Below are 20,256 nucleotides of genomic sequence, written 5' to 3' on the forward strand. Positions count from 1 at the left end.
TTTCCTGGCGGGCAGGGGGGAGAGCGCCCCGACCACGGAAAAACCCCGCCGGTCCTGCGACCGGCGGGGTTTCGTCTTGGTCAGGTCGGCGGGATCAGACGAGCGCGTTGCGGCGGATCAGCTCCTTATACCACTGCGCGCTCAGCTTGGGGGTGCGTTTCTGGGTCGCATAGTCGACATGGTGCAGGCCGAAGCGCAGACCATAACCGTCGGCCCATTCGAAATTGTCCATCAGGCTCCAGAGGAAATAGCCCTTGAGCGGATATCCCTCGGTCGCGGCGCGACGGAACTGGCCCAGATAGTTGCGCAGGTACATGATCCGGTCGCCGTCATCGACCAGGCCCTTGTCGTTCAGCTTGTCGTCGGCCGAGGTGCCGTTCTCCGAGATGTAGATCGCCTTGGGGCTCCACATCTCGCTGACCGCGCGCACGCCCCAATAGGCGGCCTCGGGGCCGACATAGAGCCAGGGCGAGGCCATGCGCGGCGAGTTGGGCAGGTGCGGCAGCGGGGTATAGCCGCGCGGGTCCTCCGGGTTCGCCTTGACGAAGGTCGGCGTGTAGATGTTGAGCGCCACGAAATCGAGCGGGCTGGCGATCGCCGCCATGTCGCCCGCCTGCACCTTGGGCGCATCGGCGCCCGCGCCCTTCAGATAGGCGTCGGTATATTTGCCCTCCATGACGGCGGTCAGGAACATGGCGTTCTCTTCGCGCATCGCCTTCTTCGTCGCCTCGATATGCTCGGGCGTCTCGATGACGGGGACGAAGATGCTGGCATTGTCGGCGATGCCGACCTCGGTGCCCGCCTTGGCATTGGCGCGGATCGCCTGGACACCCAGGCCATGCGCCAGACAGCCATGGTGGCGGACCTGGTTCACCTGTCCCTGGGGCAGCTTCAGGCCCGGCGCGTGGATGCCGACCATATGGCCCAGATCGGTGAAGCAGCGCAGCTCGTTGACCGTCATGAAGCGGTGGACGCGGTCGGACAGCTTGCCCGCCATGAAGCCCGCATAGTCGGCGAACGCCTTGGCCGTGTCGCGATTCTGCCAGCCGCCGGGCAGCGCCTGGGGCAGGTCCCAGTGGAACATGGTGACGTTGGGCTGGATGCCCGCCGCCAGCAGTGCGTCGATCACGCGGTTATAATAATCCAGGCCCTTCTGGTTGGGCTTGCCGCGACCCTCGGGGAAGATGCGCGACCAGGCGATCGACATGCGATACGCCTTCACACCCAGATTCTTCAGGAGCGCGATGTCTTCGTTATAGCGGTGATAGCTGTCGCAGGCGACGTCGCCGGTGTCGTTGTTCGCGATCTTGCCCGGCGTATGCGAAAACACGTCCCAGTTGGTCTGGCCGCGCCCGTCTTCCTTCACCGCGCCTTCGATCTGGTACGAGGCGGTGGCGCAGCCCCACAGGAAGTCCTTGGGAAAACTCAGGTCCGACGCGGTCGCCGCCGCCGCGCCGCTGGCCGCCAGCGTGCCGCCACCGGTGGCCAGCGCGGCCCCGCCCAGCGTCATGCCGGACTTCATGAAATTACGACGATCCATTTTTACGTCCCCTCCGAAATATTGAAATTGGTGTTGGTGGAAATCTATCGGACTGGCGCGGCCAGGTCGCTCGCCAGCCAGACGAGCGGCGCGTTCCAGTTGATCGCAACCTCGTTATGCGCATAGGCGCGCGCATCGTCGATCCAGCAGCGCATGCCCACGCAGCGACCCTGCAGCGATGCCGAGGCTTCGGGAAAGCTGGTGCTGTTCGCGCCGCCGCTCAGCACGCCGGGCGGGGGGCCGGGCATCCGGGCATCCACCTGATGCGCCCAGAAACGGTGATGCGGGTGCATCATCGGTTTCCAGCCGAAACCGCTGACATAACTCTGGTCGAGCGGGTTGCGGCCCAGCACATAGTCCATCGCATCGACCGCGCCGTCGCGGTAGCGCGCCTCGCCGGTGAAGCGGGCGGCGAGCGCCAGGATCATGCCGCGCCCCAAAATGCCGCTGTTCGAGCCCCAGCTATAGGCGGTCGAGGCATAGGGGATGTGATAGCCCGAGCGCGCTTCCTCGGCCAGGAACCGGTCGGCCAGCGCGACCAGTTTCGCACGCGCCGCCGCCCGCTCGTCGGGTGCCACGCCGCTCGCGGTCGCCAGCGTGATCGTGCCCAGCGCGGCGGTCGAGGCCCAGCTAGGCTCGCCGGACAGCGGCGCAGTGTGGAGCGGCATCCGGTGCAGCGCCTCGGCCAGTTCGGGCATGCCGGTCGCGGCATAAAGCTCGGCGGTCGTCCAATAGAGCTCGTCCGACAGGTTGTCGTCGCCGTAACCGCCGCTGCCGGTAAAGGCTTGCGCGGCATAGATGTCGGGATTGCGCAGCGCCGCCTCATACGCCTTGCCCGCCGCCGTCAGGCAGCGCCTGGCAAAATCCTTGTCCACGTTTCGCCAGATCCGCGAACATTGCGCGGCGGTCGCCGCCAGGTTCAGCGTCGCGGCGGTGCTGGGCGGATAGAGCAGCCGCTCCTCGCGGTCGTCGGCGGGCGCGGTGGGCAGGGTGGTCCAGTGGCGGTCGGCGACCTTGTGATGCGCCATGCCTCCGGCATCGACCGGCGTCAGCCGATAAGGCCCGCGCCCCTGCGGCCCGACCGGCAGGGACAGGGTTTGCCCCTGGGGCACCTGCATCGACAGCAGGAACCGCATCTCCCAACGTGTTTCGTCGAGCAGGTCGTTGATGCCGTTCCCCGCCTCGGGTAAGGCGGCGCTGCCATCGGCAAAGGGCGGCGCGACGGCATTGGCCTCGTACAGGTTTTGCAGCATCCATAGCGAGATGCCGCCATTGACGACATATTTGCCCTGGTCGCCCGCATCATACCAACCGCCGGTCACGTCGAGCGTGTAAGGGCAGCCGGGCCAGATCGTGCCGGACTGGTCGGTGCCCTTGAAGCAGGACACGACTTCCTTGCTGTGCCCCGCCGCGCGCGCCCATTCGGCACCCCCGGCAAAACCCGCCTCGATCGGCGTCCCGGCGCGCTGCTGGTAGAAGAAGTTCAGTGCGGCGCGGGCCAGCGGGCGGTAGATATCGGGTGCAATCGCAAAGGTGTGGCTCACCCGGCCATCGATGCGCAGGCGATAGGTGCCGGGCGTCCGCACCGTGGCGAAGTCGATCTGCTGCACCGTGTCGCCCGAGGCGGCGTCGGGGCCGAACGGCACGGCCTGTCCGCGCGCGACGACGCTGCCCGCTTCGTCCAGCACGTCCCATGCCAGCGGCTTCGACCCCCCGGCGGCGATGATCGCGCGCTTGGCGGTGTCGGGTCGGAAGCCGACCTGGTTGAGGTGCGGCCCCGGCGCATCGGTCGCGCCGATACTCGCCAGTGCCAGCAAGGGCAGGGCAAGGCGCTTCACAACAGCGGGCCGTTGCCGGTGCCGCCGCCGGGCGCACGGGCGAAGTCGAACCCGCTATCGGCGGGTCGCCCCTTGGCCATGGCGGGGGCGAGTGGCGAGGGGGCGGTCATGCGCAGGAAGTCGCCATGGCTGGGCAGGCGCGCGGCGACATCAGCATAACCGGCGCGCATCTGTTCAAGCGCCTGTGCGACGAGATTTTCGTCCAGCGCGTCGACGGCGGGTTCCCAGCTTTCGGGCACGATCCCCTGGCCCAGGCAGACCGCGACCCAACTGGGGTTGCTGAACAGGTCATAGCCTTCGCGGAATAACCGTCCCTTGCCTGCCCACAAATCCATCTTGCGCGCCAGGCTGTCGGGCACGTCCATAGTGCGCACGCGGTTCCAGAAGGGCGTGTCGTCGCGCCGGGTCGCCTTGTAATGCAGGATGATGAAGTCGCGCACATCCTCATACAAATCGTGCATCTGGCGATTGAACTCGTCGCGTTCGGACGGATCGAAACGCTTGTCGGGGAACAGCGCCACCAACCGCTGGATCGCGGCCTGGACCAGATGGATGCTGGTCGACTCCAGTGGTTCGAGAAATCCGCTCGACAGGCCGAGCGCCACGACGTTGCGGTTCCAGCTCTGCCGCCGCCGTCCGGCGGTGAAGCGCAGATGGCGGGCATCGCCCAACTGCTCGCCTTCCAAGCTGCCGAGCAACTGGGTTTCGGCCGCCTCGGCATCCAGATAGTCGCTGCAATAGACCAAGCCATTACCCATCCGATGTTGCAGCGGGATACGCCACTGCCACCCGGCATCGCGCGCGGTCGAGCGGGTGAAGGGATCGGGCTCGGCCGGGTCGGGCAAGGCGCAGGGGGCCGCGACCGCGCAATCGCAGGGCAGCCACCGGGCATAGCTTTCATAGCCGGTTTCCAGCGCCTCCTCGATCAACAAACCGCGAAAGCCCGAGCAGTCGATGAACAGGTCGCCCTCGATCCGCCGCCCATCGGCCAGCGTCACCGCCTCGACATAGCCGTCCTCCGGGCGGAGGTTCACCGTGTCGATCCGCCCCTCGACCCGCGTCACGCCACCGCGCTCGGCATAGCCGCGCAGGTAACGCGCATAGAGCGAGGCATCGAAGTGGAAGGCGTAGAACAGTTCGCGGATGGGTGAGCGCGCATCGGCCTTGGCGCGACCGAACTTGCCGCTCCGCGCTGCCATCGCGCTCATCGACCAGTCGGCGATGTCGGGCAGCGCGCGGCGGCTGCGTTCGCGCAGGTAGAGCTGGTGGAAATGGACGCCCTGCAAATCCTGGCCATGGCGTCCGAAGGGGTGGAAATAACGCTCGCCGCGCTGGCCCCAGTCGACGAACTCTATGCCCAGCTTGAAGGTGCCGCCGGTCTTGGCGAGAAAGTCGTTCTCGTCCAGCCCGAGCATCTGGTTGAAGGTGATGATCGGCGGGATCGTCGCCTCGCCGACGCCGACCGTACCGATCTCATCCGATTCGACCAGCGTGATCTGGGTATAGCCGTTGTTCAGCAACCGGGCGAAGGCGGCGGCGGCCATCCACCCCGCCGTGCCGCCGCCGACGATCACGACCCGGCGGATCATCTGGTCATGCTTGGGGGTCATCGGGCAAGGCGCCTCATCTGGGCCGCACGCCACTGGGCATGGGCGGGGGTGTGCGGAAGGGCCGCGGCGATCGCGTCGGTCATCCGCGCCATCGCGCGGTGCACGTCCTCGGGCGAGATGGAATGAACCAGCGGATCGACCCGGCGCGGCAGGAACCCCTGACCCAGCAGGATCGCGGCCCAGCTGTCGCGGGTGAAGGTCTCTTCCTCATAGAAAGGCAGGCGACCGCGTTCGGCGAACTGGGCCAGCGTATGCGCCAGGCCGGGCGGCGGTGCAGTGTCGGCGACCGCCTGCCACATCGGCTCGGGACGGTGCGCGGTGCGGTAATGCGCGGCCAGGAAATCGCGCACCCGCTCGGCCTCGGCCAGCGTCTGGCGGTTGAAGTCGGCGGCTTCGACCTCGGCCATGTGGCGGTCGGGCAGCATCGCGATCAGCCGGTCGATCGCACTCAGCGCCAGATGGAGGTTACACCATTCCAGCGGCTCGACCTGGGTGGCGGCGTCGCCGATGGCGATGCAGTTGCCGCGCCAGGGGCAGGGGCGGGTGCCGGGGCGGATCGCGATGACTGCGTCGGCCGTCGTGCCCAGCATCGCGGCGGCATCGGCGTCGGACAGATGCGATGCGCTATAGGCGATGCCGCGCTGCTCCCCGCTCGACCAGCGCCATCCGGCCCCGTGCGCGGTCACCTCGGTCAGGACAGTCGCACCTTCGCCCGCCGGGGCCATCGCCAGCAGCACGCGGTCGCAGGGCAACCATGCTTGCCAGTCCCGCCATTCCTCGTCCACCGCACCGCGCAACGTGGCGGCGGGGCCGGTCGCGTCGACATACAGGTCCGCCGTCACGGTCCGCCCGTCGACCAGCGTCACGCCGGTCACGAAGCCACGCGTATCGACCGAAACCTCGGCGATCTCGCCCGGCATCTCGATCACGCCGACATGGGTTGCGAAGGCGCGGATCATCGCCCGCTGACGATCGAGGTCGAGGGTCAGGCCGTAATCATGCCCGGCAAAGGGCGTGTCGGGCGTCGGCGGCACGAACCGCCCGGCGCGGGCCAACTGCGCGGCTGGGGAGAATGTATCGAAGGGCGCAACCGCGCCGTCCTGCGCCGCGCGAACCCAGTGGAGGTGAAACGCCGCCGATCCGATGGGGTGGCCATAGCCGTCATAGGCATGAACATAATCCGGCCGTCCCTCCGCCCAACCCACGAAGCGCGTTCCCAGCCGATAGCCTGCGCCGGTGCGGGTCACCCCGTCATCCTCACCGATGCCCAGATCGGCCTGAAAACCGGGCAGCGAGGGCAGGGTGCAGGCGATGCAGTCGGCCAGCGCATCCGCTGCCGGAGGGGTGGCGAGCAGTGTCACGGTCAGGAACGGTGCCCGGCGCTTCAGCGCGGCGGCGGCGTACCAGCCGGTCAGCCCGCCCCCGGCGACCAGCACATGGCCGATGCGATCGGCGGCGCTCATGCCGCAGCCATCGGGCAATAGCGTTCCAGAAAGGCGCGGTGGCCCGGCCGCGTGCCGACATCGGCGGCGATCTCGGCGCGAAGATCGCCGACGGCGCGCAGTAGATCGGGGGCGGCGGCCGTATCAGCGCGCGGGTCCCAGCCTTGGGGAACGATTCCCTGGCCCAGATAGACCGCGATCCAGCTGGCATCCAGGAAGACGCCCTCGCGATACTTCACCACCCGCGCTCGCCTGCGCCACAGCTCCATCTTCTCGGCCAGGCTGCCCGGGATGGGCATGGTGCGGACATAGTTCCAGAAGGGCGAATCGTCGCGCGTCGTGGCGTGGTAATGCAGGATCAGGAAGTCGCGGATCCGGTCATATTCCAGGTCGATGATCCGGTTGAACTCGTCGCGGTCGGACGCGGCCATCTCGCGCGTTGGGAACAGCTCGATCAGGGCGGTGATCGCCTGCTGCACCAGATAGATGCTGGTCGATTCCAGCGGTTCCAGGAACCCGCTGGCCAGTCCGATGGCGACGCAGTTGCCGACCCAGCTGCGACGGCGACGACCCGCCTTGAAGCGAAGCTGGCGCGGCGCGGCCAGCGGTGCGCCCTCGACCGCCTGCTCCAGCGCGCGTGCCGCGTCGGCATCGCTGATGAAGTCGCTGGCATAGACATAGCCGTTGCCGGTGCGATGCTGGAGCGGGATGCGCCAGCGCCATCCGGCGGGCATGGCGATCGCGCTGGTATAGGGGGTGACGGCGGTTTCGGTCCGGCACGGCATCGCCACCGCGCGGTCGGTCGGCAGCCATTTCGACCAGTCCTCGAACGGCTCCTCCAGCGTCTGGCCGAGCAGCAGCGAGCGGAAGCCCGAACAGTCGATGAACAGGTCGCCCTCGACACGCTCGCCGCTGTCCAGCACGACCGCGCGGATCAGGCCGCTTTCGCTGTCCCGCTCGACATCGACGACCATCCCCTCGGTCCGCACCGCGCCCGCTTCCTCGGAGAGCTGGCGCAGATAGGGCGCGAACAGCAGCGCATCGAACTGATAGGCATATCCGAAGGTCGAGGGCAGGCCGCCCCGCACCTGGTTGGGATGATCGAACCGGGCCTCACGGGCGAGCTTGCAGGCATAGGATACGTCGTCAAGCGGCGGCAGGTCGTGCCCCTCGCGCATCAGCCGCGCCCAATAATGGTGAAAGTCGACCGCGCCCACCCCGCGTCCGAACGTGCCGAAGGGGTGGATATAACTGTCACCGATCCGGCCCCAGTCGCGAAACTCGATACCCAGCTTGAAGGTGGCGGCGGTGCGCGCCATGAAATCGGCCTCGGAAATGCCCAGCCGTTCGTTGAACGCGCGGATATGGGGCAGGGTGGCCTCACCCACGCCGACCACGCCGATCGCGTCCGATTCGATCAATCGAACGCTGCACTGTCCCGAAAGGAGACGCGTGAACGCGGCGCCGGCCATCCAGCCTGCCGTACCGCCGCCCACAATGACGACCCGAACCTTGTCGTTTGTCACCTTCGTCATCCACTCCCGACCCACCGAATTCGTAGGCCATTTTTCTCATTCCATGGCGTGGGTTACGGCTTCCTGCAATCCACCCTGAAAGCCAGCGTGGCAGGAATGTCGCACCTTGTCCCGGATCGGACGCTTATAAGTTAAACATCTTGTCGAAATGTTGCTGGTAGCGCAATCACGAGTCTGCGGATCAGGCCAATAGGCACGAACGCGACCTAATATAACGTGACGCCAATGGGGCGCGCGACCAGGGGGGGATGACCGATATGCGCAGCGCTGCGCCGCTTAATGCCAATGCTTATCGTTTCAATCGGCTTATGCTCGGCGCGTCCGCCGGTGCTTTGTGCATCGCCGCGCTGACCACGCCCGCCTTCGCACAGACCACGACCGATCCAGACCAGAGCGCTTCGTCGCCGACCGGTGCCGTCGCGGGTCAGGGTACGGCAGGATCCACTACGCCGCGCACCAGCGCCAGCGTCCAGGCCGCCGGGGCGCAGCCGCCCGCCGGCGATGCCGAGAATACGACCAACGAAGTCGTCGTCACCGGCATCCGCCAGAGCCTGGCCAACGCCCAGTCGATCAAGCGCAATTCGGACACGGTCGTCGACGCAATCACCGCCAGCGACATCGGCGCGCTGCCCGACCGTTCGGTCACCGAGGCGCTTCAGCGCGTTCCCGGCGTGTCGATCAGCCGCTTCGCCGCCGCCAACGACCCCGACCACTTCTCGGTCGAAGGTTCGGGCGTCGCGGTACGCGGCCTGACCTTCGTCCGCTCCGAATTCAACGGCCGCGACACCTTCTCGGCCGGTATCGGTGGCCAGGCGATCAACTTCTCGGACGTGCCCGCCGAACTGCTGGGTTCGGTCGAGGTGTACAAGAACGCCACCGCCGAGCTGATCGAGGGTGGTCTTGCCGGTACCGTTAACCTGAACACCCGCAAGCCCTTCGACAACAAGGGCTTCCACTTGGGCTTCACCGCCGAGGGCAATTACGGCGACTTCAAGAAGAAGTGGTCGCCGACCGGCTCGCTGTTGGTCAGCGATACCTGGGACACCGGCATCGGCCGTTTCGGCCTGCTCGGCAACGTGTCCTATTCGCGCGTTCGCAGCCGCGCCGACAGCATCCGCATCACCAACATCCAGACCCGCGACAACACGCTGGCGCTGGCGGCGAACTCGACGACCGCACAGAACTGCCGCAACCCGTTGCCCGGCACGGTCGACCAGACGACGCTGCCCGTCGGCGGCACGACCGGTTTTGCGTGCGGCGCGGCCAGCACGCCGGGTGCGGACGGCAATCTCGACCCGGCATCGCTGCGTTATGCCCCGATCGGCGGCCAGTTCGCGACGCAGGAGTTCGATCGCAAGCGTGACGGTATCGCGCTGGCGGGCCAGTGGCAGAGCACCGACGAGCGTACCGTCCTGACCGCGCAGTTCCTGCGTACCCACACGATCAACAACACCTCGGAGCGGACTTTCGAAACCGCGCCCGATCTGGCCGAATACAACACTTTCCCAGTCGGCTGTCTCCAGAACAATCTGGGGCCCGCCAACTCGACGATTGCGCAGTGCCCCACCGGCACGACCAAGAACTATGCCTATGACGCGAACGGCCTGTTCCAGTCGGGCTATATCACGGCACCGGGCAACGGTTACCGCGCATCGTGCAGCGGCCAGGCGACCTGCTGGGTTCCCACCGGCGGTACGCAGCAGTCGCTGGCGCGTGGCATGACCCGTGACGAGAACACCGTCACCGATTTCGGTCTGAACCTGAAGACCCAGCTGAACGATCACCTGTCGATCAACCTGGACGGCGACTATACCCGCGCCAAGAAGACCAGCACCGATTTCCGCGTGTTCGGTTCGACCTTCGCGGATTCGGAGCTCGACCTGTCGGGCAGCCTGCCGATCGTGACCCCGCACAAGCCCTCGACGCTGCAGGCAAGCTGGGCCACGCCCAACCCGACGCTGAACCAGCAGACCGATTCGCAGTATTTCGCCAACCGCAACGTCCAGTTCTGGCGCGCGGCGATGGACCACCTGGAAGACAGCGTGGGCCGCGAATATGCGTTCAAGGCGGATGTCGACTATAAGTTCGACGACGGCAGCTTCTTCACCCACGCCAAATTCGGCGCGCGTTATGCCGACCGTTCGTCGCAGGTCCGCTACACCACCTATAACTGGGGTGCCCTGTCGGAAGTGTGGTCGGGCACGAACCCGGTGTCGTTCGCGCAGGCACCCGGCCAGACCGAGCTGTATACCTTCCCGAACTTCTTCCGTGGCGCGACCAACGGTGCGCCGTCGGCCTATTATTATACGGGTGACCTGAGCGGGAGTTACCAGCAGTCGGCGGCCTATATCCAGTCGATCGGCAATCTGTGGAAGACCGCCAACGGTTCGACCGCCACCACCTGGTCGCCGCTGGCGCAGCGGGCGGGCGTGGTCGCGGGTACGCCGTATCTGCCTTCGGAAATCCAGGACGTGTCGCAGCAGGACAAGAACCTGTACGGCCAGCTGAATTTCGCCACCCCGGGCAACCTGTTCGGCAATGTCCGCATGAGCGGAAATGTCGGCGTGCGTTACGTCCTGACCGACTTGACTTCGGCGGGCTCGATTGGTGCGCCGACCCAGCAGCAGACGGGCACGACCGATGCCTTCGCGACGCGTTGCGCCATCACGACCACCACCCGTCCGGACGGCACCACCGTCACGGGGCGTCCGGCCGGCATCTGCCAGTTGGGCGAGGCGGCCTACAATAACATCGCCGCTTTCTCGACCGGCATCACCGTACCGGACACGGCGCGGAACCAGTATCATTACTTCCTGCCCAGCGCGAACCTGAAGTTCGGCATTGGGCGCGACGTGGTGCTGCGTCTGGCCGCGTCGAAGGTCATGACCCGTCCGGACTTTGCGAACATCCGCAACTTCCTGCAGCTGGGCTTCGATGCCAATAGCGGTCAGATCACGGCGACGGCGGGCAACCCCTATCTGAAGCCCGCGACCGCGTGGCAGTTCGACGCGACCGTCGAATGGTATTTCGCGCGCGTCGGACAGCTTTCGGTCGACGTCTTCTACAAGTCGGTGCAGAACTTCTTCTACCAGTCGGTCACCAACCGCTCGATCACCAGCAACGGCATTACCCAGTCGGTGCTCGTCCGTGGCCCGTCCAACTTCGACGGCACCGGCAAGATCAAGGGTGCCGAGGTTGCCTATCAGCAGACTTTCGACTTCCTGCCGGGCCTGCTCAGCGGCTTCGGTGCCAGCGGCAGCTACACCTATATCGACAGCTCGGGCCTGCCCAACTCGTTCCTGAACGGTGGTGCGCCTGCCAACACGTCGAACATCAAGCCGGGCAACATCCCGCTCGAGGGTCTGTCGAAGCACACGGTCAATGCGGCCCTGTTCTATGAAAAGGGTCCGGTCTCGCTGCGTGCGGCGTATAACTGGCGCTCCAAGTATCTGCTGACCCCGGCGGACGTGATCTTCCCGTACACCTCGATCTATCAGGATGCGGGCGGGCAGCTCGACGCCTCGGCGTTCATCAACCTGAACAAGTATCTCAAGATCGGCGTGCAGGGCGTGAACCTGGCCAACCAGGTCATCCGCACCGAGCAGGCCTATATCAGCGGTTCGACCGCGACCGCGCCGCGCTCGTACATCGTCAACGACCGCCGCTTCTCGTTCGCGCTTCGCGGCACGTTCTGATCCGGCTTGCCGGCCGGATCCTTCGGGGTTCGGCCGGTACGTGTTGAAACAGAAAACCGCCTGCGTCCCCAAGGGGAGGCAGGCGGTTTTTTCATACCAACCTCCGCTCGGCCCGAGCGGAGTGTAGGGTACGGGATGGCCGACGCGGCAGACACACCGCCCCGGCCACCCCGCCGCATCAGTTCGCGGGCAGCTTCGATCGATCGAATTTCGGCCCCATGTCGAGCAGGAATGCCGGACCGACCTCGACCACCTGTTTCGCCCCCGCCAGCTGGACCGAGACGTTCGCCTTGCCCGCCGCAAAGGCCTGGCCCGCGACGCCCGTCACGAAATAGCGTTTCCATGTCGATCCGACCTGAAGCGGTTCGCTGGTGATCGTCGGATAGGGAGGCTCGGAGCCACCCATGGCGACGGGGATCGTCACCGCCTGCCCCTCGGGCGCGTTCGGCGCGCGCAGGAAGATCATGGTGACCAGCGTGTCGCCCGATGCGATCGGCTTGACCGTCGGATAGGTGACGCCGCTGTCCCAGGGATTGGCCCCGGCCTTGGCGATCCTGACCTGCACGGCGTTGCCGCCGGGGATTCCGGCGGCGGGCACCTGCTTGGCGGTCTGGTTCGGACCGTAGGGCGTCCAGCCGATCCCCGGCGTGTTGATCGCCTTGTCGAAGATGCTGGGCTGTGCCGCGGCACTCGGCGCGCCCATAGGGGCGGCCTGGCCCGCAGCCCCTGTCGGCAGGGCCGCGACCAGCATGGCAATCACTCCGATCATCATCCTTCTCCCTCCTGTCGGCCGGATATTCCGGTCCGTTGCAAAACGATTGTACCGCGCGGGCAACAGGCGCCAAGCCGCCTGTTCGGCGAGCCTGGCGTGCCGTTACCGACCGATGATCTTGACCAGCGGCTCGACTGGCTGACCGGTCGGCAGGCGGCCGCTGGCCGTCAGGCGACGGGCCTTGTCGTCCCAGCGCAGCGTCGCGCTGCGCCCGCTGGTCTTGCGCCAGGCGTTGGTGGCGCCGTCATCGTCATAAAGCGTGAAATCGGCATCGCGTCCGGGATAGACGCGGACGCTCTCCAGCGCTTGCGTCGTCGCGGTGCTGGGCACCTGGGTGCCCATCGGCACGATCGAACCGGCGCGGACGAACAGCGGGATATGGTCGATCGGCGCGGCGGCCTCGATCCACTGGCCGCCGATATGGCGCTTGTCGGTCCACCAGTCATACCAGTCGGCCCCGGCGGGCAGGTAGACGCGGCGCGACGTCTGGCCCTGTTCGGTGACGGGGGCGACCAGGAAGGCCGGTCCGAACATATATTCGTCGCCCAGATCCTTGACCGCCGGATCATTGGGGAAGTCCATGAACAGCGCGCGCATGAAGGGCGCGCCGGTCTGGCTGGTCTGCCGCCCCAGCGCATAGATATACGGCATCAGCGCGTAGCGAAGGCGCAGGCTGCCCGCCAGGATCGGCTCGGCGGCGGTGCCGTAATCCCACAAAGCCGTGCCCGGCCGCTGGCCATGGATGCGCAGCGTCGGCGTGAAGGCGTTATACTGGAACCAGCGGACGAACAGTTCGGGGTAGTCGCGGTACGACGGCGCCATCGCCGTCGCCCCCGCCGGATCGACCAGCACCGGGTGCCGTGCCTCCGGCCCGTTCGGCCATTGCCAGCCGCCGGTATCGCTGGACCAATAGGCGATGCCGCTGGCGGTCATGCCCAAGCCTGCGGGCACCTGCCGCTTGAGCGCTTCCCAGTTGGACTGCACGTCGGACGACCAGAACAGGCAGCCATTGGCCTGGGTGCCGAGATAGGCGGCGCGGCACAGGATCATGTTGCGCTTGTCCGGCCGGTCGCGCGCCGAGCCCTCGGCGACGCTCGACGTGTGGAGCAGCGGATAGACGTTGCGATAGCGATCGCCCGAGCCGATGGCATAGAAATGCCCCTCGGGCACCAGATCGGGCTCGGTCTCGTCCAGCCAGGCATAGTCGAAGCCTTGGGAGAAGATATTGTCGCGGATCTTGTCCCAGAACCAGGCGCGCGCCTCCGGATTGGTACTGTCGATCAACGCGCCCGCCCGGTCGGAGCGGATCGGCAGGCCGTCGACCGGATTGCCGTCCTTGTCCTTCATCAGCCAGCCCTTGGCCGCCAGCGTGTCGAACCAGCGGCTTTCGCGCTCGAAACGTGGCCAGATGCTGATGATGCTCTGCATCCCCATCGACTTGAGATGCGCGTTCATGCCCGCCGGATCGGGAAAGGCGGTGCGGTCGATGTCTAGCTGCCCCATCCGGGTCCAGTAGAACCAGTCGAGCACCATGATGTCGAGCGGCAGGCCGCGCTTGCGATAGCCGTCGGCGATCTCGGTCAACTGCCCTTGCGTCTCGTAGCGCGCCTTGCTCTGGATCAGGCCGAACGCGGCCTTGGGCGGCAACGGCGTGGCGCCGGTCAGCCGGGCGTAACCAGCATAGAGTTCGTCGGTCGTCTTGCCCGCGATCACGAAGAACGACACCCGCTCGCCGACGTTCGAGGCGAATTTGGTCGCGTTCATCAGACCCGGCGAGACGGTCGTCGCGGACGGATTGTCCCACAGGATCGCATAGCCCTTGTCCGTCACCATGAACGGCACGCAGACCGACTCGCCGCCGGGGCGGTCATAGTCGTGGCGGCAGTCGATGGTGCGTCCGCGCAAGTCGAGCACGCCGTCCTGATACTGGCCCAGGCCATAATAATGGGTGTCGGGCGTGTCGACGAAGCTGGCCCCGACGCGGAAGGTCTTTTCGCCCGAGACGGTGTGCGGCGCCTTTTCCCAGCCGTTCATGGCCGTCAGCGGCTTGCCGTCGGGCCCGGCAAAGCTGATCGACACGGGCGGCAGCGAGGGCGCGAAATACCGCTCCATCTGGCTGGGCGGCTTGGGCCAGGGCTGGGCGGTGACCGTCACGGTCATGCCGGGAGAGGCGAAGACGTCGCCGGTCGTGTCGGCGCGGTGGGACCAGCCGCTCGCGTTGCTTTTCGCGCTCAGGCCATAGCCGGGCTTTCCTTCCGCCTCGCTGCGATCGGTGGCGATGGTGACGCGGACGATGCCGGGAGCGTAAGGCTCGACCGAGACGAGCGCGCCGTTACGCTCGACGGTGGCCAGCGGATCGGCGGTGAGAGCGACGGGAGCAACGCCCGCCAGCAGGACCGATAGCGCCAAGGCCCACCGACCGCCCAGCGCCATGGCGCGCGCATTGCCCCGCATATCCGTCCCCCAATAACAAAATTCATTTGTGTGAACGCTACCCTATCGCTGGTCCGGCGGGTGCGAAAGAGGGAATGACATGCGACGAAATTCGATCGCCGCACCCCCCGGAAAAATTTCTCCGAAAGTCGCAACATCGCCCAAGACCATGGACCACCCCGGAGAAGGCCGGGGTGGTGCTGGGAAAATTTCGCAGAGGAATCCTTGGGGGGGCGCTCGGCATAACTCCTTATAATGCCGTCTCGGCTGAAGGTCAGGCACGGAACGGATCGCTGACCGTCGCGCGGCCGGACCTGTCATGCCGTCCGGCCAACCGCAGGCGATAGTGCGGATCGTTCGCCCGCGTCAGGGTGACGTCATACCAGCCCAGCGCCTTGTCCAGCGATAAGCGTTGGCGACCGGGCTTGAGCGGGCGAGGCGCTGGCGAGGCTTTGCCGGGTTCGCGCCGAACGATCGACAGGTCGGCCAGCGTCGGCGGCACGGTCACGATCAGCGCGTCGTCCTCCAGCCGCGTCTCGACGGCCAAAGCGCGCCCGGCGAAATGGCGGTGGAAACCGTTGGGGCCCAGCACCCACAGGTCATGGGGGGCGGGCCAGACATCCTCCAGCTCGGTGCCCGCCGCCAGCACATAGCGGCGCGGGACTTGGTCCAGGGCGTGGCGGTCATAGACATGGAAGACCGCGCCCGCGCCTTGCGCACGGAAACGCAGGCGAACGCCCGCTGGGTCGGCGCTACATTGCACGTCCAGCCGGTATGACAAAGGGCGGGCACGGCGGATGCCGGGTTCCTGGCTTGGCGCGCCGGTCGCGGCGGGTGCCTGCGGGTCGACCTGTCCCTTGATCGCGGCGGCGCGGACGGCCAGCGCGCGCGGGTCAGGCAGCATAGGCAGTCCGGCATCGCTCCCGGCAAAGTCGAACGCACTGGTCAGGTCGCCACAGATGGCGCGCCGCCAAGGGGCGATATTGGGTTCGTGAAACCCGAACCGCGTCTCCAGGAAACGGATGACGCTGGTGTGGTCGAACGCTTCCGAATTGACCCAGCCGCCCCGGCTCCAGGGCGAGACGACGTACATCGGCACGCGCGGACCCAGGCCATAAGGGCGACCGCGATAGGCGGGCCTGTCCAGGTCCGCATCGCCGGTCGAGGCCACGTCATGATAGGCCCCGGCCAGATCGACGGTCGACCCGCCCAGCAGCCGGCCGTCCGCATCCCGAGAGGGCGGCGCGGGCGGGGGGACGTGATCGAAGAACCCGTCATTCTCGTCGAACATCACGAACAGCACGGTGCGCGCCCAGACCTTCGGATCGGTGGTCAGCGCGTCGAGCAGCTCGGCGGTATAGGCCGCGCCCTGGGCCGGGCTGGAGGGATTGGGATGTTCCGACCCGGCGGCGGTGGCGATGACATAGGACACCTGCGGCAATCGTCCGGCGAGCACATCGGCCTTCAGCGCGTCCAGCCCGCGCGTGGTCAGCGCCCGGTCCTTCAGCGTCGGGTCGCCGCGCCCGTGATGCGCCTCGCGATAGGCGTGGAAGCCGACCAGCGGGTTGTCGGTGAAATTGTCCGCCATGTCCTGATAGATGCGCCAGTCGATGCCCGCCGCCTGCATCCGTTCCGGCGTGGTGGTCCAGCGATACGGATCGGCCGCGCCGCCATTCTCGACGAAGCTGTCATGCGAATTGCCGATCGCCGGGCCGCCCGCCTGGCCGGAAGGGTCGTTGGTGCCGGTCCACAGGAATAGGCGGTTGGTATTCGTCCCCGTCTGCACCGCGCAGTGATAGGCGTCGCACAGGGTGAACGCCTCGGCCAGCGCGAACTGGAAGGGCAGGTCGGCGCGGGCATAATGGCCCATGGCACGCTGGTGCTTCGCCTCGGGCCAGTGGGCCATGCGGCCTTCGTCCCATGCGGCTTGCGCATCGGGCCAAGTGTGCGGCGTGCCCGCCATCCGCATCAACGCGAACTCCCTGTCCGTGTCCAGGTGGAAGGGCGAGACGAGGCGCGGGCCGTCCTTGGCCGTGCGGTCCTGTTGTTGCCAGACGGTGCGCGGCTCTCCGTCCGATGATGCCACCGGGATGGGGAAGCGGTCGCCGAACCCGCGCACGCCGCGCATCGTGCCGAAATAATGATCGAAGCCGCGATTCTCCTGCATCAGGATGACGACATGCTCGACATCGCGGATCGTGCCCGTGCGCCGGTCGGGCGGAATCGCGGCGGCGCGGGCGATGGCCGGGGGCAGGGCGGCGGACCCGGCCAGGGCGGCGCCAGCGGAGAGGAGGGAGCGGCGGGAGAAGGTGACCATCGGCCCGCCCATGGCGGAGATCGTTGACGTTTTGGTGACGCCTTTCTTTTCCTCCCCTGCAAGGGGAGGTGGCGCGCGCAGCGCGTCGGAGGGGTGTCCCGCTATCGAGAGGGTGACACCCCTCCGTCAGGGCTCCGCCCTGCCACCTCCCCTTCCAGGGGAGGAATGAGCGGCCACTATACGCCGTCTATATGCGAAACCGGGGGATCGCCCTCGCAATGCTACGGCGCCCAGGCCTAATTGCTCGGTCCTGGAGGTCGCCCAACTCACTCGTGGCGGCCTGTCCATAGGGGCATGTATGAAGACCATGATGTTGAGCGCCGCCACGGCGCTGTTCGTGTTTCCGGCCGCCGCATCGGCGCAGACCGCCGAGACCGCGCCGCCGTCGCCGGTGACGGTCAGCGGGTCGGCCGCGATCGTCTCGGACTATCGCCTGCGCGGCATTTCGCAGTCGGACGAGCATATGGCGGTGCAGGCCGGCATCACGGCGACCCATGAAAGCGGCGTGTACGTCGGCACCTGGGCGTCGAACCTGGCGGGGTGGGGGACCTTCGGCGGCGCGAACATGGAACTGGACCTGATCGGCGGGTACAAGACCAAGATCACGCCGAACGGGACGCTGGACGTGGGCCTGACCTGGTACATGTATCCGGGCGGCGCGAACAAGACCGACTATGCCGAACCCTTCGCCAAGCTGTCGGGCACGACCGGCCCGGTCTCGCTGACCGCCGGTGTCGCCTATGCGCCCAAGCAGCAGGCGATCGGCAAGTGGTATAATAACGGCGCAAGCGCCGCGGCCGGTGTCTATGACAATCCCGGCGCCAAGAGCGACAACCTGTACCTGTGGGGCGACGGCGCGGCTGCGATCGCGGGCACGCCGTTCACCGCCAAGGCGCATATCGGCCATAGCTGGGGCATGGACGGGCTTGGCCCCAACGCGACCGCCCCGACGCCGACCGGCGACTATTGGGACTGGTCGCTGGGCGCGGACACCAGCTGGCACAACCTGACCCTGGGCCTGTCGTGGGTCGACACCAACATTTCCGACCGCAAGGCCGCCTATCTGCGGCCGAGCTTCAGCAAGGGGCAGGACGGCACCGGCAATATCGCGGGCAGCACCTTCCTCGCCACCCTCACCGCCGCCTTCTGAGGAGCATCGCACATGGACGATCTGATCTGGTTGCTGGTCATGGCCGGGCTGGTGGCGGCGACGCTCGCCTATGCCCGGCTGTGTGACCACGCGTGAGGGGGGCGAGACCATGACCCTCGACCTCTGGCTGGCGGCGCTGACCGCGCTTGGCCTTCTCGTCTATCTGGTGGCGGTGCTGATCCGCCCCGAACGCTTCTGAAGGAGGCGGCACCATGACGCTTCAAGGATGGGCCCTGATCCTGGGCTTCGTTGCGATCCTCCTCGCGCTGACCAAGCCGGTCGGTGCGTGGCTGTTCGCGCTCTACGAGGGGCGGCGCACGCCCCTTCACCTCGTGCTCGGCCCCGTCGAGCGCGGCTTCTACAAGCTGTCGGGGATCGACCCGGACGCGCAGCAGGGCTGGCGGCGTTACGCGCTGCACATGCTGATCTTCAACGTCGCGTTGATGGTCCTGACCTATATCGTGCTGCGCGTGCAATATTACCTGCCGGGCAATCCGCAGGGGCTGGCCGGGCTGACCCCGCATCTGGCGTTCAACACCGCGATAAGCTTCACCACCAATACCAACTGGCAAAGCTATGGCGGCGAGTCGACCATGTCGAACCTGTCGCAGATGCTGGGCCTGACCATCCACAACTTCCTGTCGGCGGCGACCGGCATCGCGCTGGCCTTCGCGCTGTTTCGCGGCTTTGCGGGGCGTGAGACGAAGAATCTCGGCAATTTCTGGGCCGATCTGACGCGCATCACCCTGTATCTGCTGCTGCCGCTCTGCGTCGTCTATACCGTGTTCCTGATCGCCAGCGGCGTGCCGCAGACCCTGGCCGGTGTCGTCAGCGTCGACACGTTGGAGGGCGTGCGCCAGTCGATCCTGCTCGGCCCCGTGGCCAGCCAGGAAGCGATCAAGATGCTCGGCACCAATGGTGGCGGCTTCTTCAACGCCAACAGCGCGCATCCGTTCGAGAACCCAACTGCGCTGACCAACTTCATCCAGATGCTGTCGATCTTCATGATCGGCTTCGGCCTGACCTGGTGCTTCGGCAAGGCGGTCGGCAACACGCGCCAGGGCTGGGCGATCCTGTCGGCCATGATCCTGCTGTTCCTGGGCGGCGCGGCGGTCTGCTACTGGGCGGAAGCGGCGGGCAACCCCGTGCTGCACCAGCTTGGCGTCGCGGGCGGCAATATGGAGGGCAAGGAGGTTCGCTTCGGCGTCGCCGCCTCGGCCCTGTTCGCGGCCGTCACCACGGCGGCGTCGTGCGGCGCGGTCAATGCGATGCATGACAGCTTCACGGCCCTTGGCGGAATGATCCCGCTGTTCAACATGCAGCTGGGCGAGGTCGTCATCGGCGGTGTCGGTGCCGGTATCTATGGCTTCCTGCTGTTCGCCATCCTGGCGGTGTTCGTCGCAGGGCTCATGGTCGGTCGCACGCCCGAATATGTCGGCAAGAAGATCGAGAGCCGCGAGGTCAAGCTCGCCGTCCTCGCCATCGCCGTCCTGCCGCTGTTCATCCTGGGGCTGACCGCTTTGTCATGCGTCACCGGGCAGGGGCTGGCCGGGCCGCTCAACAAGGGGCCGCATGGTTTCGGCGAGATCCTCTATGCCTTTACCAGTGCGGTGGCGAACAACGGTTCGGCCTTTGGTGGCCTGACCGCCGCGACCCCCTGGTATGACGGTCTGCTGGGCGTCGCCATGTGGGTGGGCCGCTTCTTCATCATCGTGCCGATGCTCGCCATTGCGGGTAGCCTGGCGGCGAAGAAGCATGTCCCCGCCTCGGCCGGTTCCTTCCCGACCACGGGTGTTCTGTGGATCGGTCTGCTCGTCGGCATCGTGCTGGTGCTGGGCGGCCTGACCTTCCTGCCGAGCCTCGCCCTTGGTCCCATCGCCGATCATCTTGCGATGATCCGCGGTCAACTCTTCTGATCGGGAGC

12 protein-coding genes are annotated in these 20,256 nt (G+C 66.7%); 4 read left to right on the top strand and 8 right to left on the bottom strand.

The window, feature by feature from the left end:
* Positions 1 to 94: 94 nt before the first annotated feature.
* From U1703_RS11405 to U1703_RS11425, 5 genes are read right to left on the bottom strand one after another with little or no spacing between them, the layout of a single operon-like run.
* Positions 95 to 1,540: a GH1 family beta-glucosidase gene (locus tag U1703_RS11405; RefSeq protein WP_332785777.1), complete on the bottom strand. Its 1,446-nt coding sequence runs from the start codon at positions 1,538 to 1,540 to the stop codon at positions 95 to 97.
* 44 nt (positions 1,541 to 1,584) lie between these two features.
* The gene (locus U1703_RS11410) at positions 1,585 to 3,378 is read right to left on the bottom strand and encodes a glycoside hydrolase family 9 protein (RefSeq protein ID WP_332785778.1); all 1,794 of its coding nucleotides are present in this window, start codon (positions 3,376 to 3,378) and stop codon (positions 1,585 to 1,587) included.
* Positions 3,375 to 4,988, bottom strand: a complete 1,614-nt coding sequence (locus tag U1703_RS11415) for a tryptophan halogenase family protein (protein WP_332785779.1) — start codon at positions 4,986 to 4,988, stop codon at positions 3,375 to 3,377. The genes U1703_RS11410 and U1703_RS11415 overlap by 4 nt, the downstream gene beginning before the upstream one ends.
* Positions 4,985 to 6,451, bottom strand: a complete 1,467-nt coding sequence (locus U1703_RS11420; protein ID WP_332785780.1) for a tryptophan halogenase family protein — start codon at positions 6,449 to 6,451, stop codon at positions 4,985 to 4,987. Before U1703_RS11420 ends, U1703_RS11415 begins: the two co-directional genes overlap by 4 nt.
* Positions 6,448 to 7,965 carry a tryptophan halogenase family protein gene (locus tag U1703_RS11425; RefSeq protein WP_332785781.1) on the bottom strand — a complete coding sequence of 506 codons (1,518 nt, stop codon included), beginning with the start codon at positions 7,963 to 7,965 and terminating at the stop codon, positions 6,448 to 6,450. Before U1703_RS11425 ends, U1703_RS11420 begins: the two co-directional genes overlap by 4 nt.
* A 308-nt stretch (positions 7,966 to 8,273) precedes the next feature.
* On the opposite strand from U1703_RS11425, the gene U1703_RS11430 reads away from it, so the two are divergent.
* Positions 8,274 to 11,660, top strand: a complete 3,387-nt coding sequence (locus U1703_RS11430; protein WP_332785782.1) for a TonB-dependent receptor — start codon at positions 8,274 to 8,276, stop codon at positions 11,658 to 11,660.
* A 178-nt stretch (positions 11,661 to 11,838) separates the two neighbouring features.
* Here the strand turns inward: U1703_RS11430 and U1703_RS11435 are convergent, their stop codons facing one another.
* From U1703_RS11435 to U1703_RS11445, 3 genes are all read right to left on the bottom strand, one after another.
* Positions 11,839 to 12,429 (bottom strand): hypothetical protein, encoded by a 591-nt coding sequence (locus U1703_RS11435; RefSeq protein WP_332785783.1) that lies wholly within the window; start codon positions 12,427 to 12,429, stop codon positions 11,839 to 11,841.
* 105 nt (positions 12,430 to 12,534) lie between these two features.
* Complete coding sequence (locus U1703_RS11440) at positions 12,535 to 14,886, bottom strand: glycoside hydrolase family 31 protein (RefSeq protein ID WP_443025798.1); 2,352 nt, start codon at positions 14,884 to 14,886, stop codon at positions 12,535 to 12,537.
* A 253-nt stretch (positions 14,887 to 15,139) separates the two neighbouring features.
* The gene (locus U1703_RS11445) at positions 15,140 to 17,194 is read right to left on the bottom strand and encodes a phosphocholine-specific phospholipase C (RefSeq protein WP_332785784.1); all 2,055 of its coding nucleotides are present in this window, start codon (positions 17,192 to 17,194) and stop codon (positions 15,140 to 15,142) included.
* Between the two features lie 286 nt (positions 17,195 to 17,480).
* Between U1703_RS11445 and U1703_RS11450 the strand changes: the two genes are divergently transcribed.
* The 3 genes from U1703_RS11450 to kdpA all read left to right on the top strand — a co-directional run bounded on the left by U1703_RS11450 (position 17,481) and on the right by kdpA (position 20,248).
* Positions 17,481 to 18,332, top strand: a complete 852-nt coding sequence (locus U1703_RS11450) for a TorF family putative porin (RefSeq protein ID WP_332785785.1) — start codon at positions 17,481 to 17,483, stop codon at positions 18,330 to 18,332.
* Positions 18,333 to 18,441: 109 nt separating this feature from the next.
* Positions 18,442 to 18,531: a K(+)-transporting ATPase subunit F gene (gene kdpF, locus U1703_RS11455; protein ID WP_037531783.1), complete on the top strand. Its 90-nt coding sequence runs from the start codon at positions 18,442 to 18,444 to the stop codon at positions 18,529 to 18,531.
* Positions 18,532 to 18,544: 13 nt separating this feature from the next.
* A complete protein-coding gene (gene kdpA / locus U1703_RS11460; protein WP_332785786.1) occupies positions 18,545 to 20,248 on the top strand; it encodes a potassium-transporting ATPase subunit KdpA in 1,704 nt (567 codons plus the stop codon).
* Positions 20,249 to 20,256: the final 8 nt, after the last annotated feature.

Source organism: Sphingomonas flavida, assembly GCF_036663655.1.
Classification (GTDB): domain Bacteria; phylum Pseudomonadota; class Alphaproteobacteria; order Sphingomonadales; family Sphingomonadaceae; genus Sphingomonas.

Bases quoted from the DNA above. Each gene is read 5' to 3' on its own strand.
- U1703_RS11405 (WP_332785777.1), bottom strand. From the start codon at position 1,540: ATGGATCGTCGTAATTTCATGAAGTCCGGCATGACGCTGGGCGGGGCC.
- U1703_RS11415 (WP_332785779.1), bottom strand. From the start codon at position 4,988: ATGACCCCCAAGCATGACCAGATGATCCGCCGGGTCGTGATCGTCGGC.
- U1703_RS11420 (WP_332785780.1), bottom strand. From the start codon at position 6,451: ATGAGCGCCGCCGATCGCATCGGCCATGTGCTGGTCGCCGGGGGCGGG.
- U1703_RS11425 (WP_332785781.1), bottom strand. From the start codon at position 7,965: ATGACGAAGGTGACAAACGACAAGGTTCGGGTCGTCATTGTGGGCGGC.
- U1703_RS11430 (WP_332785782.1), top strand. From the start codon at position 8,274: ATGCTCGGCGCGTCCGCCGGTGCTTTGTGCATCGCCGCGCTGACCACG.
- U1703_RS11435 (WP_332785783.1), bottom strand. From the start codon at position 12,429: ATGATCGGAGTGATTGCCATGCTGGTCGCGGCCCTGCCGACAGGGGCT.
- U1703_RS11440 (WP_443025798.1), bottom strand. From the start codon at position 14,886: ATGCGGGGCAATGCGCGCGCCATGGCGCTGGGCGGTCGGTGGGCCTTG.
- U1703_RS11445 (WP_332785784.1), bottom strand. From the start codon at position 17,194: ATGGGCGGGCCGATGGTCACCTTCTCCCGCCGCTCCCTCCTCTCCGCT.
- U1703_RS11450 (WP_332785785.1), top strand. From the start codon at position 17,481: ATGAAGACCATGATGTTGAGCGCCGCCACGGCGCTGTTCGTGTTTCCG.
- kdpF (WP_037531783.1), top strand. From the start codon at position 18,442: ATGACCCTCGACCTCTGGCTGGCGGCGCTGACCGCGCTTGGCCTTCTC.
- kdpA (WP_332785786.1), top strand. From the start codon at position 18,545: ATGACGCTTCAAGGATGGGCCCTGATCCTGGGCTTCGTTGCGATCCTC.